At 74.7% G+C, this 16,905-nt stretch carries 14 protein-coding genes; 11 read left to right on the top strand and 3 right to left on the bottom strand.

Annotation, left to right across the window (positions count from 1 at the left end):
* Positions 1–34 precede the first annotated feature (34 nt).
* The 7 genes from E1O70_RS01655 (at position 35) to E1O70_RS01625 (ending at position 6,764) form a co-directional block, all read left to right on the top strand.
* Positions 35–1,003, top strand: coding sequence for a metal ABC transporter substrate-binding protein (locus E1O70_RS01655; RefSeq protein ID WP_061267938.1), 969 nt, complete (start codon positions 35–37; stop codon positions 1,001–1,003).
* Entirely contained in the window at positions 1,000–1,764 is a 765-nt protein-coding gene (locus tag E1O70_RS01650; protein WP_061267939.1) for a metal ABC transporter ATP-binding protein, read from the top strand. The genes E1O70_RS01655 and E1O70_RS01650 overlap by 4 nt, the downstream gene beginning before the upstream one ends.
* Positions 1,761–2,633, top strand: a complete 873-nt coding sequence (locus E1O70_RS01645; RefSeq protein WP_061267940.1) for a metal ABC transporter permease — start codon at positions 1,761–1,763, stop codon at positions 2,631–2,633. The genes E1O70_RS01650 and E1O70_RS01645 overlap by 4 nt, the downstream gene beginning before the upstream one ends.
* A 134-nt stretch (positions 2,634–2,767) precedes the next feature.
* On the top strand, positions 2,768–3,268 hold the full coding sequence (locus E1O70_RS01640) for a hypothetical protein (RefSeq protein ID WP_043658772.1): 501 nt from the start codon (positions 2,768–2,770) through the stop codon (positions 3,266–3,268).
* Between the two features lie 76 nt (positions 3,269–3,344).
* Positions 3,345–5,009 (top strand): bifunctional phosphatase PAP2/diacylglycerol kinase family protein, encoded by a 1,665-nt coding sequence (locus E1O70_RS01635; RefSeq protein WP_061267941.1) that lies wholly within the window; start codon positions 3,345–3,347, stop codon positions 5,007–5,009.
* 170 nt (positions 5,010–5,179) lie between these two features.
* Positions 5,180–5,479 carry a hypothetical protein gene (locus E1O70_RS01630; protein WP_061267942.1) on the top strand — a complete coding sequence of 100 codons (300 nt, stop codon included), beginning with the start codon at positions 5,180–5,182 and terminating at the stop codon, positions 5,477–5,479.
* A gap of 193 nt (positions 5,480–5,672) precedes the next feature.
* A complete protein-coding gene (locus E1O70_RS01625; protein WP_082774500.1) occupies positions 5,673–6,764 on the top strand; it encodes an LLM class flavin-dependent oxidoreductase in 1,092 nt (363 codons plus the stop codon).
* 55 nt (positions 6,765–6,819) lie between these two features.
* On the opposite strand, the gene E1O70_RS01620 is transcribed toward E1O70_RS01625, so the two are convergent.
* Positions 6,820–7,875: an NAD-dependent epimerase/dehydratase family protein gene (locus E1O70_RS01620; protein WP_061267943.1), complete on the bottom strand. Its 1,056-nt coding sequence runs from the start codon at positions 7,873–7,875 to the stop codon at positions 6,820–6,822.
* 149 nt (positions 7,876–8,024) lie between these two features.
* Here E1O70_RS01620 and E1O70_RS01615 point away from each other — a divergent pair, with 149 nt between their 5' ends.
* Together E1O70_RS01615 and E1O70_RS01610 are read left to right on the top strand one after the other, a co-directional pair.
* Positions 8,025–8,279 (top strand): type II toxin-antitoxin system Phd/YefM family antitoxin, encoded by a 255-nt coding sequence (locus tag E1O70_RS01615; protein ID WP_021483636.1) that lies wholly within the window; start codon positions 8,025–8,027, stop codon positions 8,277–8,279.
* Positions 8,276–8,668 (top strand): type II toxin-antitoxin system VapC family toxin, encoded by a 393-nt coding sequence (locus E1O70_RS01610; RefSeq protein WP_061267944.1) that lies wholly within the window; start codon positions 8,276–8,278, stop codon positions 8,666–8,668. Before E1O70_RS01615 ends, E1O70_RS01610 begins: the two co-directional genes overlap by 4 nt.
* A gap of 13 nt (positions 8,669–8,681) precedes the next feature.
* On the opposite strand, the gene E1O70_RS01605 is transcribed toward E1O70_RS01610, so the two are convergent.
* Positions 8,682–9,545 carry a siderophore-interacting protein gene (locus E1O70_RS01605; protein WP_167496871.1) on the bottom strand — a complete coding sequence of 288 codons (864 nt, stop codon included), beginning with the start codon at positions 9,543–9,545 and terminating at the stop codon, positions 8,682–8,684.
* Between the two features lie 105 nt (positions 9,546–9,650).
* Positions 9,651–10,790: an epoxide hydrolase family protein gene (locus tag E1O70_RS01600; RefSeq protein ID WP_061267946.1), complete on the bottom strand. Its 1,140-nt coding sequence runs from the start codon at positions 10,788–10,790 to the stop codon at positions 9,651–9,653.
* A 140-nt stretch (positions 10,791–10,930) separates the two neighbouring features.
* Here E1O70_RS01600 and E1O70_RS01595 point away from each other — a divergent pair, with 140 nt between their 5' ends.
* Together E1O70_RS01595 and hrpA are read left to right on the top strand one after the other, a co-directional pair.
* On the top strand, positions 10,931–11,881 hold the full coding sequence (locus tag E1O70_RS01595; protein WP_061267947.1) for a helix-turn-helix transcriptional regulator: 951 nt from the start codon (positions 10,931–10,933) through the stop codon (positions 11,879–11,881).
* 171 nt (positions 11,882–12,052) lie between these two features.
* The gene (hrpA, locus tag E1O70_RS01590) at positions 12,053–16,900 is read left to right on the top strand and encodes an ATP-dependent RNA helicase HrpA (RefSeq protein WP_061269284.1); all 4,848 of its coding nucleotides are present in this window, start codon (positions 12,053–12,055) and stop codon (positions 16,898–16,900) included.
* Positions 16,901–16,905: the final 5 nt, after the last annotated feature.

Genomic DNA, 16,905 nt, shown 5'->3' with positions numbered 1-16,905 from the left:
GCGTGCGGCCGACGTGACGACTAGATTTTTCGGTATGCCGAACTTTTTGACGCGGAGGTCCGCATCCCGCGCTGCCGCAGCCGTCGCGGTGCTCGCCGCAGCGACGCTGAGCGGCTGCTCGAGCGCCACGGACGCGGGGGCGACCCCGCCCGACGACGGCCGGCCCGTCGTGCTCACGACGTTCACCGTGCTCGCCGACATGGCGGAGAACGTGGCGGGCGACCACCTGCGCGTCGAGTCGATCACGAAGGTCGGGGCGGAGATCCACGGCTACGAGCCGACGCCCGGCGACGTCCGCAAGGCGGCGGACGCCGACCTCATCCTCGACAACGGCATGGGGCTCGAGGCGTGGTTCGGGCGGTTCGTCGACGGGCTCGACGTGCCGCACGTCGTCGTGAGCGAGGGCGTCGAGCCCATCGCGCTCGGCGACGACACCGCCGAGGAGTACCAGGGCAAGGAGAACCCGCACGCCTGGATGTCGCCCGTGAACGCGCAGGTCTACGTGCAGAACATGGCCGACGCGTTCGCGGAGCTCGACCCGGCCCACGCCGACGACTACGCGGCGAACGCCGCCGCCTATTCCGCCGAGCTCGCCGCCGTGCACGACGAGCTCACGACGGCGCTCGACGCGCTGCCCGAGGGCCACCGCGCGCTGGTCACGTGCGAGGGCGCGTTCCCGTACCTCGCGCGCGACGCCGGGCTCGCGGAGAAGTACCTGTGGGCGGTCAACGCCGAGCAGCAGGCGACGCCGCAGTCGGTCGTCGGCGCCATCGAGTTCGTCGAGCAGCACGACGTCCCGGCCGTGTTCTGCGAGTCCACCGTCTCCGACGACGCGATGCAGCAGGTCGCGCGCGAGTCCGGCGCGGCGTTCGGCGGGACGCTCTACGTCGACTCCCTCTCGGCGCCCGACGGACCCGTGCCGACCTATCTCGACCTCCTGCGCCACGACACCGAGACCATCGTCGCGGGCCTCACCGGCACCACCGCGGGCGGTGACGCGTGAGCGCGGGCGGGCGGGCGCCGTCGGGCACGCCCGCGATCGACGTGCGCGACCTCACCGTCCACTACGGCGACGTCCTCGCGCTCGACGGCGCGACGCTCACGCTCGGGGCGTCGAGCGGGCGCGGGACGGTGTGCGGGCTCGTCGGCATGAACGGCTCGGGCAAGTCGACGCTGTTCAAGGCGGTCATGGGCATGGTCCGGCCGGACCGCGGCACCGTCCTGGTCGACGGCGCACCCCCCGCGCGCGCCCGGCGCGCCCAGGCGGTGGGGTACGTGCCGCAGAGCGAGGACGTCGACTGGGCGTTCCCGCTGAGCGTGCGCGACGTCGTCATGACGGGCCGGTACGGCTACCAGGGCTTCACGCGGCGCACGCGGCCCGCGGACCGGGAGGCGGTCGAGCACGCGCTCGCGCGCGTCGAGCTCACCGACCTGGCCGACCGGCAGATCGGCGCGCTCTCGGGCGGGCAGCGCAAGCGCGCGTTCGTCGCCCGGGGGCTCGCGCAGGGCGCGACGATCCTCCTGCTCGACGAGCCGTTCGCCGGCGTGGACAAGCGCACGGAGGCGACCATCACCACGCTGCTGCGCGAGCTCGCGACCGGCGGGGCGACCGTCCTCGTCTCGACCCACGACCTGCACGCGCTGCCCGAGCTCGCCGACGAGGCGGTGCTGCTCCACCGCCGCGTCCTGCTGCACTCGACGCCCGCGGAGGTGCTGCGGCCCGAGAACCTCGCGCTCGCGTTCGGCGTGGAGGTGGCCCCGTGACCGACCTCCTCGCCACCCTCCTGGAGCCCCTGTCGTTCGAGTTCCTGCGCACCGCGCTCGCCGTCACGGTGACCGCCGGGATCGTGTGCGGTGTGCTGTCGTGCTGGCTCGTGCTCGTGGGCTGGTCCCTCATGGGAGACGCCGTCTCGCACGCCGTGCTGCCCGGCGTCGTGCTCGCGTACGTGGTGGGGGCGCCGTTCGCGCTCGGCGCGCTCGTCTTCGGGCTGCTCGCGGTGCTGCTCATCGGCGCGGTGCGCGACACGTCCCGCGTCAAGGAGGACGCCGCGATCGGGGTCGTGTTCACGACGCTGTTCGCGCTCGGCCTCGTCCTCATCTCCGTGACGCCGAGCCAGACGGACCTCAACCACATCCTGTTCGGCAACCTGCTCGGGGTCTCGCGCGCGGACCTGCTCCAGGTGCTCGCGCTCGGCGCGGTGACGCTCGCGGTCGTCGTGCTCAAGCGGCGCGACCTCACGCTCTACGCGTTCGACCCGACGCACGCGCACGCGATCGGGCTCTCGCCCCGACGGCTCGGCGCGCTGCTGCTCGGCCTGCTCGCGCTGACGGTCGTCGTCGCGCTCCAGGCCGTCGGCGTGGTCCTCGTCGTCGCCCTGCTCATCACGCCCGGCGCGACGGCGTACCTCCTCACCGACCGCTTCTCGCGGATGCTGTGGATCTCGCCGCTCGTCGCGGCGGTGTGCGGGGTCGTGGGCATCTACGTCAGCTACTACCTCGACACGGCGTCGGGCGGGACGGTCGTCGTCGCGCTGGGCGTGGCGTTCGCGCTCGCGTACCTGTTCAGCCCGCGGCACGGGCTCGTCGGGACGCGGGTCGCGGCGGCCCGACGCCGTCGGCTCGCGCGCGTCTGACCGTCCGCTCCGGCGGCCCGGAACCCGGTCCGGGCCGCCGGACCACGCCTCCTGCGTGCGCTGTGTGCGAAATCTCCATGAATTCGCCCTCGATTCCCTGGTGCTTCTCAGGTTCGCCCGGGAGACTTGTCGCCATGTCAGCGAGGACGAGCGAGCCCACGACGCCGCAGCGCACGCGCACGTCTGCCCGGTTCGCCGCGGCGAGCCTGCTCGCGCTGTCCATGATGCTGCCGATGTGCTCGACGGCGAGCGCCGCCGAGGTCCAGCAGCTCATCGCCGACGCGCAGGTCCAGACGGAGACGATCGGGAACGACCTCGACCGCGTGCACGCCCAGCTCCCCGCCCTGCACCCCGTGCTCCGCAACGACGTGCTCGACGCCGTCGAGTCGGTCGAGGCCGCGACGGACGAGGCGCGCTCCGCGCTCGAGCGCGCGACCGACGACGACGAGGCGGCCGACGGTCGCGCCGCCGTCGCGCTCGCCGACGCCCAGGTCGCGCTCGACGCGGCGTCCGCCCAGCTCCGCTACGTGACCGACCTCGCGCACGACGCGGGCGAGGGCGTGGCCGTCGCGCTCGAGCGCCTGCAGGCGCACATCGACACGCTCCGCGGCGAGACGAGCCGCGCGGGGGCCTGAGCCCGACCACCTGGCTCACGCGGGCCCGGAGCGCCGTCGCCGCGCGGTCCTCGACCGCCCTTCCTACGATGGCGAGATGCCTCGTGTCACCGGGATCGTCAAGCCGCACGAGGCGCTCCCCGGCGTCGCCCGTCTCGACCGCGCGGTGAACCGCTGGACGAACCGCCGCGCGCTGGGGGCCGCGGCCGACACCGCGCTCTCCCGGCTCTCGACGTGGGCCGACCACAGCGTGCTGTGGGCCGGGGCCGCGGTCGGGATCGCCGCCACCGGGCGGCGCGGGCGCGACGCCGCCCTGCGCGGCTACGGCTCGCTGCTCGTGTCGAGCGTCCTCGCGAACGTCGTCGGCAAGACCGTGTTCGGGGGCGTGCGCCCGTCGCTCGACGGCCTCCCGCTGTGGCGGCGCGTGGCGGACCCGCCGACGTCGCCCTCGTTCCCCTCGGGTCACTCGGCGTCGGCCGCCGCGTTCGTCACGGGCGTCGCGATCGAGTGGCCGACGGTCGGGCTGGCGCTCACGCCGCTCGCCGGGGCCGTGCTGTACTCGCGCCTGCACACGGGCTCGCACTGGTTCTCGGACGTCGCCGCGGGGGCGGCGCTGGGCGTCGGGGTCGCGCTCGCGGGTCGGGTGCTCGTCCCCGGCCGTGCCGAGCAGCGCCCCGACGTCCCGGCGGGGCCGCCCGCGGACGTCCCCGCGCTCGACGACGGCGCGGGCCTCTTCGTCGTCGTCAACCCGGCGGCGGGCTCGGGCCGGCTGCTCAAGGAGGACCCGCTCGCGGCGGTCCGCGACGGGCTCCCCCGCGCCGACCTCCACGTGCTCGCCGAGGGCGACGACCTGCGCCGTCTGTACGACGACGCCGTCGCGCGGGGCGCCCGCGCGCTCGGCATCAGCGGTGGTGACGGCACGGTGTCGACCGCGGCCGCGGCGGCGCGCGCGCACGACCTCCCGCTCGCCGTGCTCCCCGGCGGCACCCTCAACCACTTCGCGCGCGCGGCCGACCTCACGTCGATGCGCGCGACGATCGAGGCGGTGCGGACGGGCTCGGGCGTGACGATCGACGTCGCGGACCTCGAGGTCGACGAGGTCGACGGGCCGCCCCGCACCGTGCTCAACACCTTCTCGGCCGGCGTCTACCCGGAGCTCGTCACCGAGCGCGAGAAGCACGAGCACCGGCTCGGCAAGTGGCCGGCCGCCGTCCTCGCGGCGGCGCGCGTGCTGCGGCGCGCGCACCGGGTGCGCATGGAGGTGGACGGGCACGAGGGCGAGTACTGGTCGCTGTTCGCGGGCGTCAACCGCTACTACCCGCAGAGCCTCGCACCGGTCGAGCGGCACCGCCTCGACGACGGCGTGCTCGACGTCCGCACGGCCCAGGCCGAGCGGCGCGCGAGCCGGCTGCGCACGTTCCTCGAGGTCGCGGCGGGCGACACGGGGACGCGCGTCGCGCGGCGCGTGCCCGGGGTGCGCGGCCACCTCGTGGTCGACGCGACGTCGGTCCCCGCGCTCGAGCTCCGCTTCCCCGCACGCGGCGCGGTCGTCGGGCCCGACGGCGAGGCGGTCACCGCGGACCGCGCCCCCGACACCGACACCGAGCACGGGCACCCCGGGTCGCCGCCCGTGGTGCTCGCGCACGACGGCGAGACGCTCTCCCTCGACGACGTCGCGCCCGACGAGCCGGTCACCGTCCGTCTCACCATGCGGCGCGGAGCACTGCGCCTGTACGCCCCGAGCGACCCGACGGCGGGTTGATCCGCCCGGCCTGTCCGGTATGTCCCGTGTTCACGGCACCTGGAGAGAACTCCCCCTGTTCACGCACAGGCGTCATGCCCCACAATGAGCCCCGCAGTCGCGCGGACGGCACCCCGTCCGCGCCCCGTCCGGACTCGACCACGTCGGCCCCGCCAGAAAGCAGAAGAACCATGGCCCAGCAGTACCCCGCCGCCCCGCAGGCCCACGCCGGCTACTCGGCCCCGATCGAGGACCCGGGCAAGACCCTCGGCATCGTCGGCTTCGTCCTCGCGTTCGTCTTCGCGGTCGCGGGCATCGTCGTCAGCGCGATCGCGCGCAAGAAGAGCAAGGAGGCGGGCTTCGACAACCAGCTCGCCAAGTGGGGCCTCATCCTCAGCATCGTCTTCACCGTGCTCGGCGCCATCGGCTTCATCATCTACATCGTCGCCATCGCGGCGCTCGTCGCGAGCGGCGACGTCGCGACGTACTGACGTCCCCGCCGGTCCGCCGGCGCGGCACCGACGGCCGCCGTCCCACCCGGGGCGGCGGCCGTCGTCGTCCCTGCCGGCCGCCCGCGGACGGGTCGCGGAAGATCCGCGGACCGGGCACGGTTGTGACGCGCACGACCGCGCCACCGGTGAGAGCACCGGTCCCCCGACGGTCGCCCGACCGCAGGAGCAGATCATGACCGACGAGACGACCTCCCCGATCCCCACCGAGCGCGCGACGGCCGCACCGGACCCCGCGACGGTCGAGCTCGGGCTCGACACCTTCGGCGACGTGACCGCCGGGCCGGACGGCGTGCTGCTCAGCGGGGCGCGCACGATCCGCGACGTCGTCGAGGAGGCGGAGCTCGCGGACCAGGTCGGCGTCGACTTCTTCGGCGTCGGGGAGCACCACCGCGCGGACTTCGCCATCAGCGCGCCCGAGGTGGTGCTCGCCGGGATCGCGACGCGGACGTCGCGCATCCGCCTCGGCTCCGCGGTGACCGTGCTCAGCTCCGACGACCCGGTGCGCGTCTTCGAGCGGTTCTCGACGCTCGACGCGCTGTCCGGCGGGCGCGCGGAGGTCATCCTGGGGCGCGGGTCGTTCATCGAGTCGTTCCCGCTGTTCGGCTACGACCTCGCCGACTACGAGGTGCTGTTCGAGGAGAAGCTCGACCTGTTCGTCCACCTGCTCGACGAGGGCCCGGTCACGTGGTCGGGCACGACGCGCGGCGGGCTCGCCGACCAGGAGGTCTGGCCCAAGACCGAGAGCGGGCGCCTGCGCACGTGGGTCGGGGTCGGCGGCTCGCCCGAGTCGGTCGTGCGGACCGCGCGGCACGGGCTGGGCCTCATGCTCGCGATCATCGGCGGCGAGCCCGAGCGGTTCCGCCCCTACGTGGACCTCTACCACCGCGCGGTCGAGGAGCTCGGCACGCCGGTGCTGCCGATCGGCGTGCACTCGCCCGGCCACGTCGCCGAGACCGACGAGCAGGCGCAGGAAGAGGTCTACGAGCACTTCGCGGCGATGAACAACCGGATCGGGCGTGAGCGCGGCTGGCCCGCGTACCACCGCGGGCGGTTCGCCCATGACGTGCGCGACGGCTCGCTCTACGTCGGCTCGCCCGAGACCGTGGCCCGCAAGATCGCCCGCACCGTCCGCCTCCTGGGCGCGGGCCGGTTCGACCTCAAGTACTCGACCGGCACGCTCCCCCACTCCACGATGCTGCGCAGCATCGAGCTCTACGGCACCCAGGTCATCCCCCGCGTCCGCGAGCTCCTCGCGGAGCACTGACCCCCACTGATCGCTGCGCGGCCCAGCCCCCTCGCCGACGAGCCGCGTCGGCGGGTCAGCCGCGGCCGGCGGCGCGCAGCGCGGCGGCCTCGAGATCCGGCGGGAGCCCGACGGCGGGGCGGTCCGCCCGCTGCGGCGTCGCCTCTCCCGCGGCCTCGAGGGCGCGGAGCCACGCCCACGTGTCGCGCACCGTCTCGCGCACGTCGCGCGTGCGCAGGCCGAGCGTCGCCGCGCGCGACGTGTCGGAGCCGTGGAGCGCGTCGTGCAGCTCGCCCGGCGGCAGCCAGACCGGGAGCTGGGTCCACGGCTCGATCCCGGCCGCGAGGACGGCCTCCGGCTCGACCCACACGAGCTCGGCGGGCGGTTTGCCCACTGCTGCCGCGTCGGCGGCGGTCGCCTCGACGCACGCGGCGAGCAGCTCGCCCATGGTCGTGTGCCTGGGCGCGCTGACGACGTCGACCGGCCCGGACGCGCCCGCGAGCGCCACGTCGAGCGCGAACGCCGCGAGGTCGCGCGCGTCGACGTACTGCAGCGGCAGGTCGGCGGGCCCGGGGGCGAGCACCGGGCCGCCGCGCGCGACGCGACGCAGCCACCACGGCAGGCGGCCCACGTTCTCCCGCGGCCCGAGGATGAGGCCCGCGCGCAGCAGGATCGCCCGGTCGCCGAGCGCGTCGGTCACGGCGATCTCCGCGCCGCGCTTGGCGCGGGCGTAGTCGTCGGAGGTCGTGTCGTCCGGGTCGCCGTCGACGAGCTCCGACGTCTCGTCGGCCCCGCGCGGCCGCGGGAACGGGTACACCGAGCGCGACGACACGTAGACGTACCGGTCGTCGCCCGGCACCCGGCCGGCGAGGAGCCGGGCGGCGTCGCGCGCCGCCGCGGGCGCCCAGGACCACGTGTCGACGACGACGTCCCACTTCTGCGGGACGTCGTCCGCGCGCAGCGCGTCCAGGCCGTCCGGCCGGGTGCGGTCGCCCACGAGCTGCCGGACGCCGTCGGGCACGGGGGTGGTGCCCCGGTTGAGGACGGTGACGTCCCAGCCGCGGGCGAGGGCGTCGTCGACGACGGCGCGCCCCACGAAGTCGGAACCGCCGAGCACGAGGAGTCGGGTCATGGGCCCACTGTGGCGCGCCGTCGGTCCGCCTGCAGCCCGTTACGCCGCCCGCAGACGCCCGCGGGAGGGGACCTCACGGCCCTCGCGAGCCTTCCGCAGAGCACCCTGGCCAGGTATCCTGGCCAGGATACCCGACCCGAGGAGCGGCGATGCAGGTCAACGTGCTGGAGGCCAAGAACAACCTCTCTCAGCTCGTCAATCGAGCCGCAGCCGGCGAGGACGTGGTCATCGCGCGGCGTGGCGTCCCGCTCGTGCGGCTCGTGCCGGTCCGGGCCGACCTCGCGCACGGGACCGGGGCGGCGATCGTCGAGTGGCTCGACGACCACCCGCCGTCGCGACGGACCGCCCGCTCGGCGAGCCAGATCGACGCCGACATCGAGGCCGCGCGCGAGGGCTGGGAGTGATCTACCTCGACACGTGCCTCGTCATCTACCTGGTCGAGGACGCCGAGCGCGGCCCGCACGTGCGCGAGCTGCTGGCCCGGCACGGGCACGAGGAGTTCGCGATCAGCCCGCTCGTCCGGCTGGAGTGCCTCGTGGGACCGTTGCGGTCCGGAGACCCGGAGCTCGAGGACCGGTACCGGGGCGCGCTCGACCTGTTCGTCGGGCTTCCCCTCGACACGGCGGCCTTCGAGCGGGCGGCACGCCTGCGCGCCTCCTCGTCGCTCCGGACGCCCGACGCGCTGCACCTCGCCGCCGCGCAGGTCCACGGGTGCTCCGCCCTGTGGACGAACGACTCGCGGCTCGCCGTCGCCGGACGCGGGCTCGCCGTCGACGTCCTGCACGGCAGGTGACCCGGGCGCGGGGTCAGTCGGGGTCGGTCGGGTCCAAAGGAGCCTCAGGGTCGAGGTTGACGACGCCGCGGCGCCAGTAGCCGTGGACGGCGAGCTGGTCGGGCCGTGCCCCGGAGCCGCGCAGCGCGTGGCGCACCGCGACGAGGTCGGTCGCCTCGCCCGCGGCGAACACGTACTCGTCGGCGTCGAGCGGACCGAGCGCGCGGACGGCCTCGGCGAGCTGCCCGGGCCCGTCGGTGCGGTAGAGGAGCTCGGTCGTCGCGCGCCCGAGCTCGTCCTCGACGAACGCCTCGTCGACGTCGTCGCCGATCTCCACGATCGCGGTCACGGGCACGTCGGCCCCGACCGCCTCCACCCAGCGCGCGAGCGCAGACAGGCCCGTCTCGTCCCCGACGAGCAGGAGCCGCCCGACGCCGTCCGGCGCGGCGCGGCTCGTCGTCGGGCCGGCGAGCACGACCTCGTCGCCCACCGCCGCCCGTGCGGCCCACGCCGACGCCGGGCCACCCTGGCCGGTGGGCGGCGCACCCGGGCCGGTGCCGCCGTGGAGCACCCAGTCGACGTCGACCTCCGGAACCCCGTCGACGGTCCGCGTCGCCCGGACGGTCAGCTCGCGCGAGATCGACACGACGCCTGCCGGGCGCTGGAGGGCGCCGTCGTCGGTGAGCGTCGGGGCGTGCAGGACGCCGGTGGCCGGGTCCGGGAGGAACACCTTGACGTGGTCGTCGGGGCCGGGCGCGCGCAGCGTCGCGAGCGAGGCGTCGCCCGGGGCGGCGTCGCGGAAGGTGAGGCGGCGCAGCGCGCCGGACGTCTCCCGGACGGCGTGCACGCGGACGCGGCGCGGGACGAGGTCGAGGCGGGTCACGGGTCGGGAGAACACCGCCCCATTCTGCGCCGAGCACGACGTCGCCGTCGTCATCGGTCGGATGACGACGACGACGTCGTGGTCGAGCGCGCGGTACCCCGTTCTCGACGGCCGCGGGCCTCAGGCGAAGAAGATCCGGAGGTCGGCGACGACGTCGAGCGGGACCTCGAGCGCCGCGTAGTGACCGCCGCGCGGGTGCTCGGACCAGTGCTCGATCCGGGCGTTGTCGCGCTCGGCGAACGCGCGGATCGTCTGGAAGTCGTCGGCGAAGACCGCCACGCCGATCCGACCCCGGCTCACGACCGGCTCGGCGCCCGAGCGCTGCTCCGCGTAGTGGTAGCGCGCGGCGGTCGCGTAGGAGTTGGTCAGCCAGTAGAGCGTCGCCTGGGCGAGCACCTGGTCGGCGCTCACGAGGCTCGTCCCGTTGCCGAAGCTCTCGAACAGCTCGTGGTAGGCGAGGACGGCGACGGGCGAGTCGGCGAGCCCCGCGGCCATCGTCTGCGGCCGCGACGCGTTCATCATGTTGTAGGCACCCACGGACTGGAACCACTGGAGGTGCCCGAGCGCGGCGAACTCCTTCTCGCCGAAGCCGTCCATCTCGCCGGGAGCGCCCGACGGGAAGGAGAAGAGCTGGAGCACGTGGGCGCCGAGGAAGCCCTCGGGGTCGAGGACCGCGAGCTCGCGGCCGACCATCGCGCCGCCGTCGCTGCCGTGGATCCCGTAGGAGTCGTACCCGAGGTCGCGCATGAGGACGTCGTAGGCGCGGGCGACGCGCGCCATCGTCCAGTCCGTGTCCCCGACGACGGGCGTCGAGAATCCGAAGCCCGGCATGGAGGGGATGACGAGGTGGAACGCGTCCTCGGGCCGGCCGCCGTGGGCGACGGGGTCGACGAGCGGGTCGATCATGTCGAGGAAGTCGAGGAACGAGCCCGGGTAGGTGTGCGCGAGCAGCAGCGGCGTCGCGTCGTCGTGCCGGGAGCGCACGTGGAGGTAGTGGATCGGCTGGCCGTCGATCTCGGTGCGGAAGCCCGGGTACGCGTTGACCCGGTCCTCGACGGCCCTCCAGTCGAAGTTCGTCCAGCGCCCGACCATGTCGCGCAGGTAGGACTCGGGCGTCCCGTAGTCCCAGGAGTCCCCGGGGGCGGCGGGCGCGAACCGGGTCCGTCCGAGGCGCGACCGGAGGTCGTCGAGGTCGGCCTGCGGGACGGCGACGGAGAACGGGCGGTGCTCGAGGGACGGGGAGAGGTGTGACGCGGTCATGGTGGTCTCCTCGGTCGGGCGGGGCCTCGTGCCCTGCTCTGCTCCCGACTCTAGGAAAGGTTCAGGAACGGTTCATTCCGTTATTCTGGCGGTGCTCCGAGAAGTTCTCCCGCGTCGTCCGTCGACCCCAGGAGGGACCCGTGGCCTCCACCTCGGCCCGCATGCTCGCGCTGCTCGGCCTGCTCCAGTCGCGCCCCGACTGGTCGGGCGCCGAGCTCGCCGAGCGCCTCGACGTCAGCGACCGCACGGTCCGCAACGACGTCGCCCGCCTGCGCGAGCTCGGCTACCCCGTCGACGCGGTGCGCGGCCCGGGCGGCCGGTACCGGCTCGGCGCCGGGGCGCGGCTGCCCCCGCTCCTGCTCGACGACGCCGAGGCCGTCGCGGTCGCCGTCGGGCTGCGGGCCGCGACCGGCACGGCGGGCTTCGAGGAGTCCGGGGCGTCCGCGCTCGCCAAGCTGGAGCAGGTCATGCCGGACCGCCTGCGCCGTCGTCTCGCCGCGCTCCGGTCCGCGAGCGCCGCCGGCCCCGCGAACACGGACTCGAACGTCGAGGACCCGGTCGTCGACCCGGACACGCTCACCGCCCTGGCCGACGCCGTGCGCGACCACCAGGGCCTGCGCTGCTTCTACCGCGACGAGCCGCTCGAGCTCGAGCCCTACCGCCTCGTCGCGTGGCAGCGCCGCTGGTTCCTCGTGGCCCGCGACCCGGCGACGGGCGCGTGGGCCCCCTACCGCGTCGACTGGCTCGTGCTGCGCGTGCCGGGTGGGCGGCGGTTCGCGCCGGTGGACTTCCCCGGCGACCTGACCGACTTCGTCGTGCGCGAGGTCGCGCGCGCCGGCTGGGCCGTGCACGCCCGGATCGTCGTCGACGCGCCCGCCGACGAGGTGCTGCGGCGCATCAACCCGACGGTCGGCACGGTCGAGCCGCTCGCCGATGACCGCTGCGTCCTCGTCACCGGCGGCGACAGCGTGGAGGTCGTCGCGGTGTGGGTCGGGATGCTGGGCCTCGACTTCCACGTGACGGAACCGCAGGCCCTCGTCGACCACGTGCGCACCCTGGCCACCCGCTACGCCCGCGCGACCCCGCCGTGACCCACCCCACCCCCGCTCCCCTCCCCCCTCCCCCCGACCGGCATCGAACACGGGGTTGGAGACCTGTTCTCGACGAGAACGGTCGCTGATCCCGTGCTCGGCGCCAGTGGGCACCGTTCGGTCAGCACCCCGGAGCAATGAAGTTGCGACGGGTTGAGAGAATGGACCGTCGTGAGTACCGAGCCCGCAGCGAACCAGCCTGACGCGCGCCCTCCCCAGCGGGACGGCGCCGCCGAGGGCACCCCGCGCGAGGGCCGCCGACGCCGAGGGAACCGCCGCGGGCGCGGTCGGGGCGAGCGGACGGCGTCGGGCACCTCGACGACCACGGAGCCGACGCGTCGCGGGCGGGGCGCGCGGACGACGTCGGGCCCGCGGCAGGTGAGCCGGGCGCAGCTCGACCGGGCCGCGCAGGCGCGCGAGAACGTGACGGTCCCGCCCATCACGTACCCCGAGCAGCTCCCGGTCAGCGCCCGACGCGCGGACATCGCCGCCGCGATCCGCGACCACCAGGTCGTCATCGTGGCGGGCGAGACGGGCTCCGGGAAGACGACGCAGCTCCCCAAGATCGCGCTCGAGCTCGGCCGAGGCCGCTCGGGTCAGGTCGGGCACACGCAGCCCCGCCGCATCGCCGCGCGCACGGTCGCCGAGCGCATCGCGGAGGAGCTCGGCACGGAGCTGGGCGGCGTCGTCGGGTACCAGGTGCGGTTCACCGACACCTCCAGCGAGGACACGCTCGTCAAGGTCATGACGGACGGCATCCTGCTCGCGCAGATCCAGCGCGACCCGGAGCTCCTCGCGTACGACACGATCATCGTCGACGAGGCGCACGAGCGGTCCCTCAACATCGACTTCCTGCTCGGCTACCTCGCGCGGCTCCTGCCGCGCCGCCCCGACCTCAAGCTGATCATCACGTCGGCGACGATCGACTCCGAGCGCTTCGCGCAGCACTTCTCCCCCGCGCACCTCGCCCAGCTCGGCGGCGCGCCGGACTACGTGGTCGACGCGCTGCCCGACGCCGCGCCCGTCGTCGAGGTGTCCGGCCGCACCTACCCGGTCGAGATCCGGTACAGGCCGCTGTCCCCGGACGTCGACCCCGGCGCCTCCACCGGCAGCGCCACGAAGGCGAAGGGCCGCGCGAGCGCCGAGGAGAAGGACCTCGTGACCGGCATCGTCGACGCGTGCGACGAGCTCATGCGCGAGGGGCACGGCGACATCCTCGTGTTCCTCTCCGGCGAGCGCGAGATCCACGACGCCGCCGACGCGCTCACCGGCCACCTCAAGGACCGCGTCACCGACCCGAAGCACCCGCAGCGCGTCGAGATCCTGCCGCTGTACGCGCGGCTGTCGTCAGCCGAGCAGCACCGCGTGTTCCAGGCGCACTCCTCGCGGCGCATCGTGCTCGCGACGAACGTCGCCGAGACGTCGCTCACCGTGCCGGGGATCCACTACGTCGTCGACCCCGGCACGGCCCGCATCTCGCGCTACTCCAAGGCGACCAAGGTCCAGCGCCTGCCCATCGAGCCCGTCTCGCAGGCGAGCGCGAACCAGCGCTCCGGCCGCTCCGGGCGCGTCGCCGACGGCATCGCGGTGCGCCTCTACTCCGAGGACGACTTCCTCTCCCGGCCCGAGTTCACCGAGCCGGAGATCCTGCGCACCTCCCTCGCGTCGGTGCTGCTCCAGATGATCTCCGTCGGCGTCGTCGAGACCCCCGACGAGGTCGCGCGCTTCCCGTTCGTCGAGCCCCCGGACACGCGCGCCGTGCGCGACGGCGTCCAGCTCCTCACCGAGCTCGGCGCCCTCGCCACGTCCGACGGCGTCACGCGCCTCACCGAGGTCGGGCGCGTCCTCGCCCAGCTCCCCATGGACCCGCGCCTCGCCCGCATGATCTGGGAGGGCTCGAGGCTCGGCGTCGCGCGCGAGGTCGCGATCATCGCCGCCGTCATGTCGATCCAGGACCCGCGCGAGCGCCCCGCCGAGGTCCGCGCCCAGGCCGACCAGGCGCACGCGCGCTTCACCGACCCGCACTCCGACTTCCTCACCTACCTCAACGTCTGGGAGTACGTCCGCGAGCAGCAGCACGAGCTCTCGTCGTCGGCCTTCCGCCGCCTGTGCAAGGCCGAGTACCTCAACTTCCTGCGCATCCGCGAGTGGCAGGACGTCGTCGCCCAGCTCCGCGAGATGTCCAAGCCCCTGGGCATCGACATGTCGTACCGCCCCCGCGCGCGTCACGGGTCGGGCGCCGCGGGGGACGCGGCGTCGACGCCCGGGCGCCGAGCAGGACGAGCGGTGGGGGCGGCGTCGGATGCGAGAGAGCGTCAAGCCGCGCTCGTGAACTTCCGGCCGGACGACCAGGGCGACGGCGCGGCAGCTCCGAGCACCGACGCCGCCCCCACCGCGGACGCCACCCCCGACACCCAGGCGTACAAGCGCGCCTGGGACGGCGACACGATCCACAAGGCGCTCCTGTCCGGCCTGCTGTCGCAGATCGGGATGCAGGACACGGGCGAGGTGAAGGCGTCGTCGGTCGCGCACCTCAAGGGCGAGGCCCGCGCCAAGGCGTTGCGGCGCGCGCAGAAGCAGGCCCGCAACGAGTACACCGGCGCGCGCGGCGCGCGGTTCGCGATCTTCCCCGGCTCGCCGCTGAGCAAGAAGCCGCCGGCGTGGATCATGGCGGGCGAGCTCGTCGAGACGTCGCGGCTGTGGGCGCGCGACGTCGCCCGGATCCAGCCCGAGTGGGCCGAGGACCTCGCGGGCGACCTCGCGCGGCGCACGTACTCCGAGCCGCACTGGTCGACCAAGCGCGGCGCGGCGATCGCGACCGAGAAGGTGCTGCTGTACGGCGTGCCGATCGTCGCGGACCGCAAGGTCCTCTACGCGAAGGTCGACCCCGAGGCCGCGCGCGAGATGTTCGTGCGGCACGCGCTCGTGCAGGGCGAGTGGACGACGCACCACCGGTTCTTCCACGACAACCGCAAGCTCCTCGCCGAGGCGGAGGAGCTCGAGGCGCGCTCGCGCCAGCGCGGGCTCGTCGTCGACGACGACGTGCTGTTCGACTTCTACGACGAGCGCGTGCCCGACGACGTCGTGTCCGCCGCGCACTTCGACCGCTGGTGGAAGACGGCGCAGCGCCGCGACCCCGACCTCCTCACCTTCACGCTCGAACAGCTCGTGCCCGACGCCGAGCAGGTCGACACGTCGCAGTTCCCGGAGACCTGGCCGCAGGGCGAGCTGACGCTCCCGCTCACGTACCAGTTCCAGCCCGGGACCGAGGCCGACGGCGTGACCGTGCACGTCCCGATCTCCGTGCTCAACCGCGTCGTCCCCGACGGGTTCGACTGGATGGTGCCGGGCCTGCTCGACGAGCTCGCCACGGCGACGATCCGCTCGCTGCCCAAGCCGGTCCGCGTCCAGCTCGTGCCGGCACCGGACGTCGCGCGCGACGTCGTCGCCTGGCTCCGCGAGCACACGCCCGCCTGGGAGGACATGGCCCGCGCGGGCGACATGGCCGAGCCGTTCCACGTCGCGTTCAGCCGCGCCGTCCGGGCGCTGCGCGACGTCGTCATCCCCGACGACGCGTGGGGCCCCGAGCAGGAGGCGCGCCTGCCCGCGCACCTGCGCATGACGTTCCGGGTCGAGGACACCCGCGGGCGCGGCGGCTCCGTCGTGCTCGACGAGTCGAAGGACCTCCTCGCGCTCCAGCGCCGTCTCGCCGCCCAGAACCAGGCGGCGGTGCGGGCAGCGGTGAAGGGCGCGGTGGGGGCGGCGCTGCGCGAGGCTGCCGCGGGGTCCGGATCGGAGCTCGCGGGGTCGGGTCCGGCGGCGGAGGGGGCGTCGGTGCTCGGGCTACCATCCGCGCCGCTCGTTCCTCACGGCGCTCCCGCCAGGCCCGCCACGCCCTTCGCATCCGACGCCCCCTCCCCCGCCTCTGCGTCCGGCTCACCCGGGCGAGGTGCAGGACGAGCGGGCGGCGCGTCGTCGGGCGCGACGGGCGTCGAGGCCGCGCACGGACACCGACGGCCGACCGCACCAGGTGACGGCGCGGTCGGTCCGAGCACCGACGGCGCACCGCCCGCGGGCTCGACCACGAGCCTGGTGAGCGAGCGCACCGACCTGACCACCTGGCCCGACGACCTCACCGACGGGCGGCTGCCCGCGACGGTGTCGACCGACCTCGGGGGTGGGGTCGTGGTGCGCGGGTACCCGGCGGTCGTCGAGGAGCAGGACGCGAAGGGGAAGCCGGTCGTCGCGCTGCGCGTGCTGGCCGACGCGACCGCGCAGGCGCGGGAGCACGCGCGGGGCGTGCGGCGTCTGCTGCTGACGGAGACGGCGCTGCAGACCGGGCGCATCACGAGCCGGTGGAACGGGACGCAGTCGCTCACGTTGGCGGCCAGCCCGTACCGGAACACGGACGCGCTCGTCGCGGACCTGCAGCTCGCCGCGGTGATCGCGCTGACGAGCGGCGGCAGTGGGCAGCCGGACGCGGCGACGGTCCGCGACGCCGAGGCCTACGCGGCCGCGCGCACGTTCGTCCGCGCGCACCTGGAGGAGCACGTGCACCAGGTGGTCGGGCACGTGGTCGCCGCGCTCACCGCGTCGCGCAACCTCGACGCGGAGATCCGCGCGTCGAACAGTCTCGCGCTGCTCAACACGCTCACCGACCTGCGCGACCAGGCGGCGGGCCTCATCCACGACGGCTTCGTCTCGCAGACCCCGCCCCGACGCCTGCCGCACCTGACGCGCTACCTGCGGGCGGGGTCGTACCGGCTGGAGAAGGCGCAGTCGAACCCGAACCGCGACGCCGAGCTCGCGTGGCGCGTGCACGACGTCGAGGACGCCTACCAGCGCGCCCGCGCCGCGTACGCCCAGGGCCCGGCCGACCCGGTCCGCGCCGCCGACCTGGCCGAGGTGCGGTGGCTGATCGAGGAGCTGCGCGTGTCGCTGTTCGCACAGCAGCTCGGCACCGACGGCCCGGTGAGCGAGAAGCGCATCCGCAAGCTCCTCACGCCCGACGGCTGGTGACGCGA

The sequence above is a fragment of the Cellulosimicrobium funkei genome (genome assembly GCF_004519295.1).
Classification (GTDB): Bacteria; Actinomycetota; Actinomycetes; order Actinomycetales; family Cellulomonadaceae; genus Cellulosimicrobium; species Cellulosimicrobium funkei.
The sequence above is the reverse complement of the archived record's forward strand: the minus strand, read 5'-3'. Positions and strand labels throughout refer to the sequence as shown.

Coding starts and splice junctions, on each gene's coding strand:
- E1O70_RS01655 (WP_061267938.1), top strand. CDS start 35: ATGCCGAACTTTTTGACGCGGAGGTCCGCATCCCGCGCTGCCGCAGCC.
- E1O70_RS01640 (WP_043658772.1), top strand. CDS start 2,768: ATGTCAGCGAGGACGAGCGAGCCCACGACGCCGCAGCGCACGCGCACG.
- E1O70_RS01635 (WP_061267941.1), top strand. CDS start 3,345: ATGCCTCGTGTCACCGGGATCGTCAAGCCGCACGAGGCGCTCCCCGGC.
- E1O70_RS01630 (WP_061267942.1), top strand. CDS start 5,180: ATGGCCCAGCAGTACCCCGCCGCCCCGCAGGCCCACGCCGGCTACTCG.
- E1O70_RS01625 (WP_082774500.1), top strand. CDS start 5,673: ATGACCGACGAGACGACCTCCCCGATCCCCACCGAGCGCGCGACGGCC.
- E1O70_RS01620 (WP_061267943.1), bottom strand. CDS start 7,875: ATGACCCGACTCCTCGTGCTCGGCGGTTCCGACTTCGTGGGGCGCGCC.
- E1O70_RS01615 (WP_021483636.1), top strand. CDS start 8,025: ATGCAGGTCAACGTGCTGGAGGCCAAGAACAACCTCTCTCAGCTCGTC.
- E1O70_RS01600 (WP_061267946.1), bottom strand. CDS start 10,790: ATGACCGCGTCACACCTCTCCCCGTCCCTCGAGCACCGCCCGTTCTCC.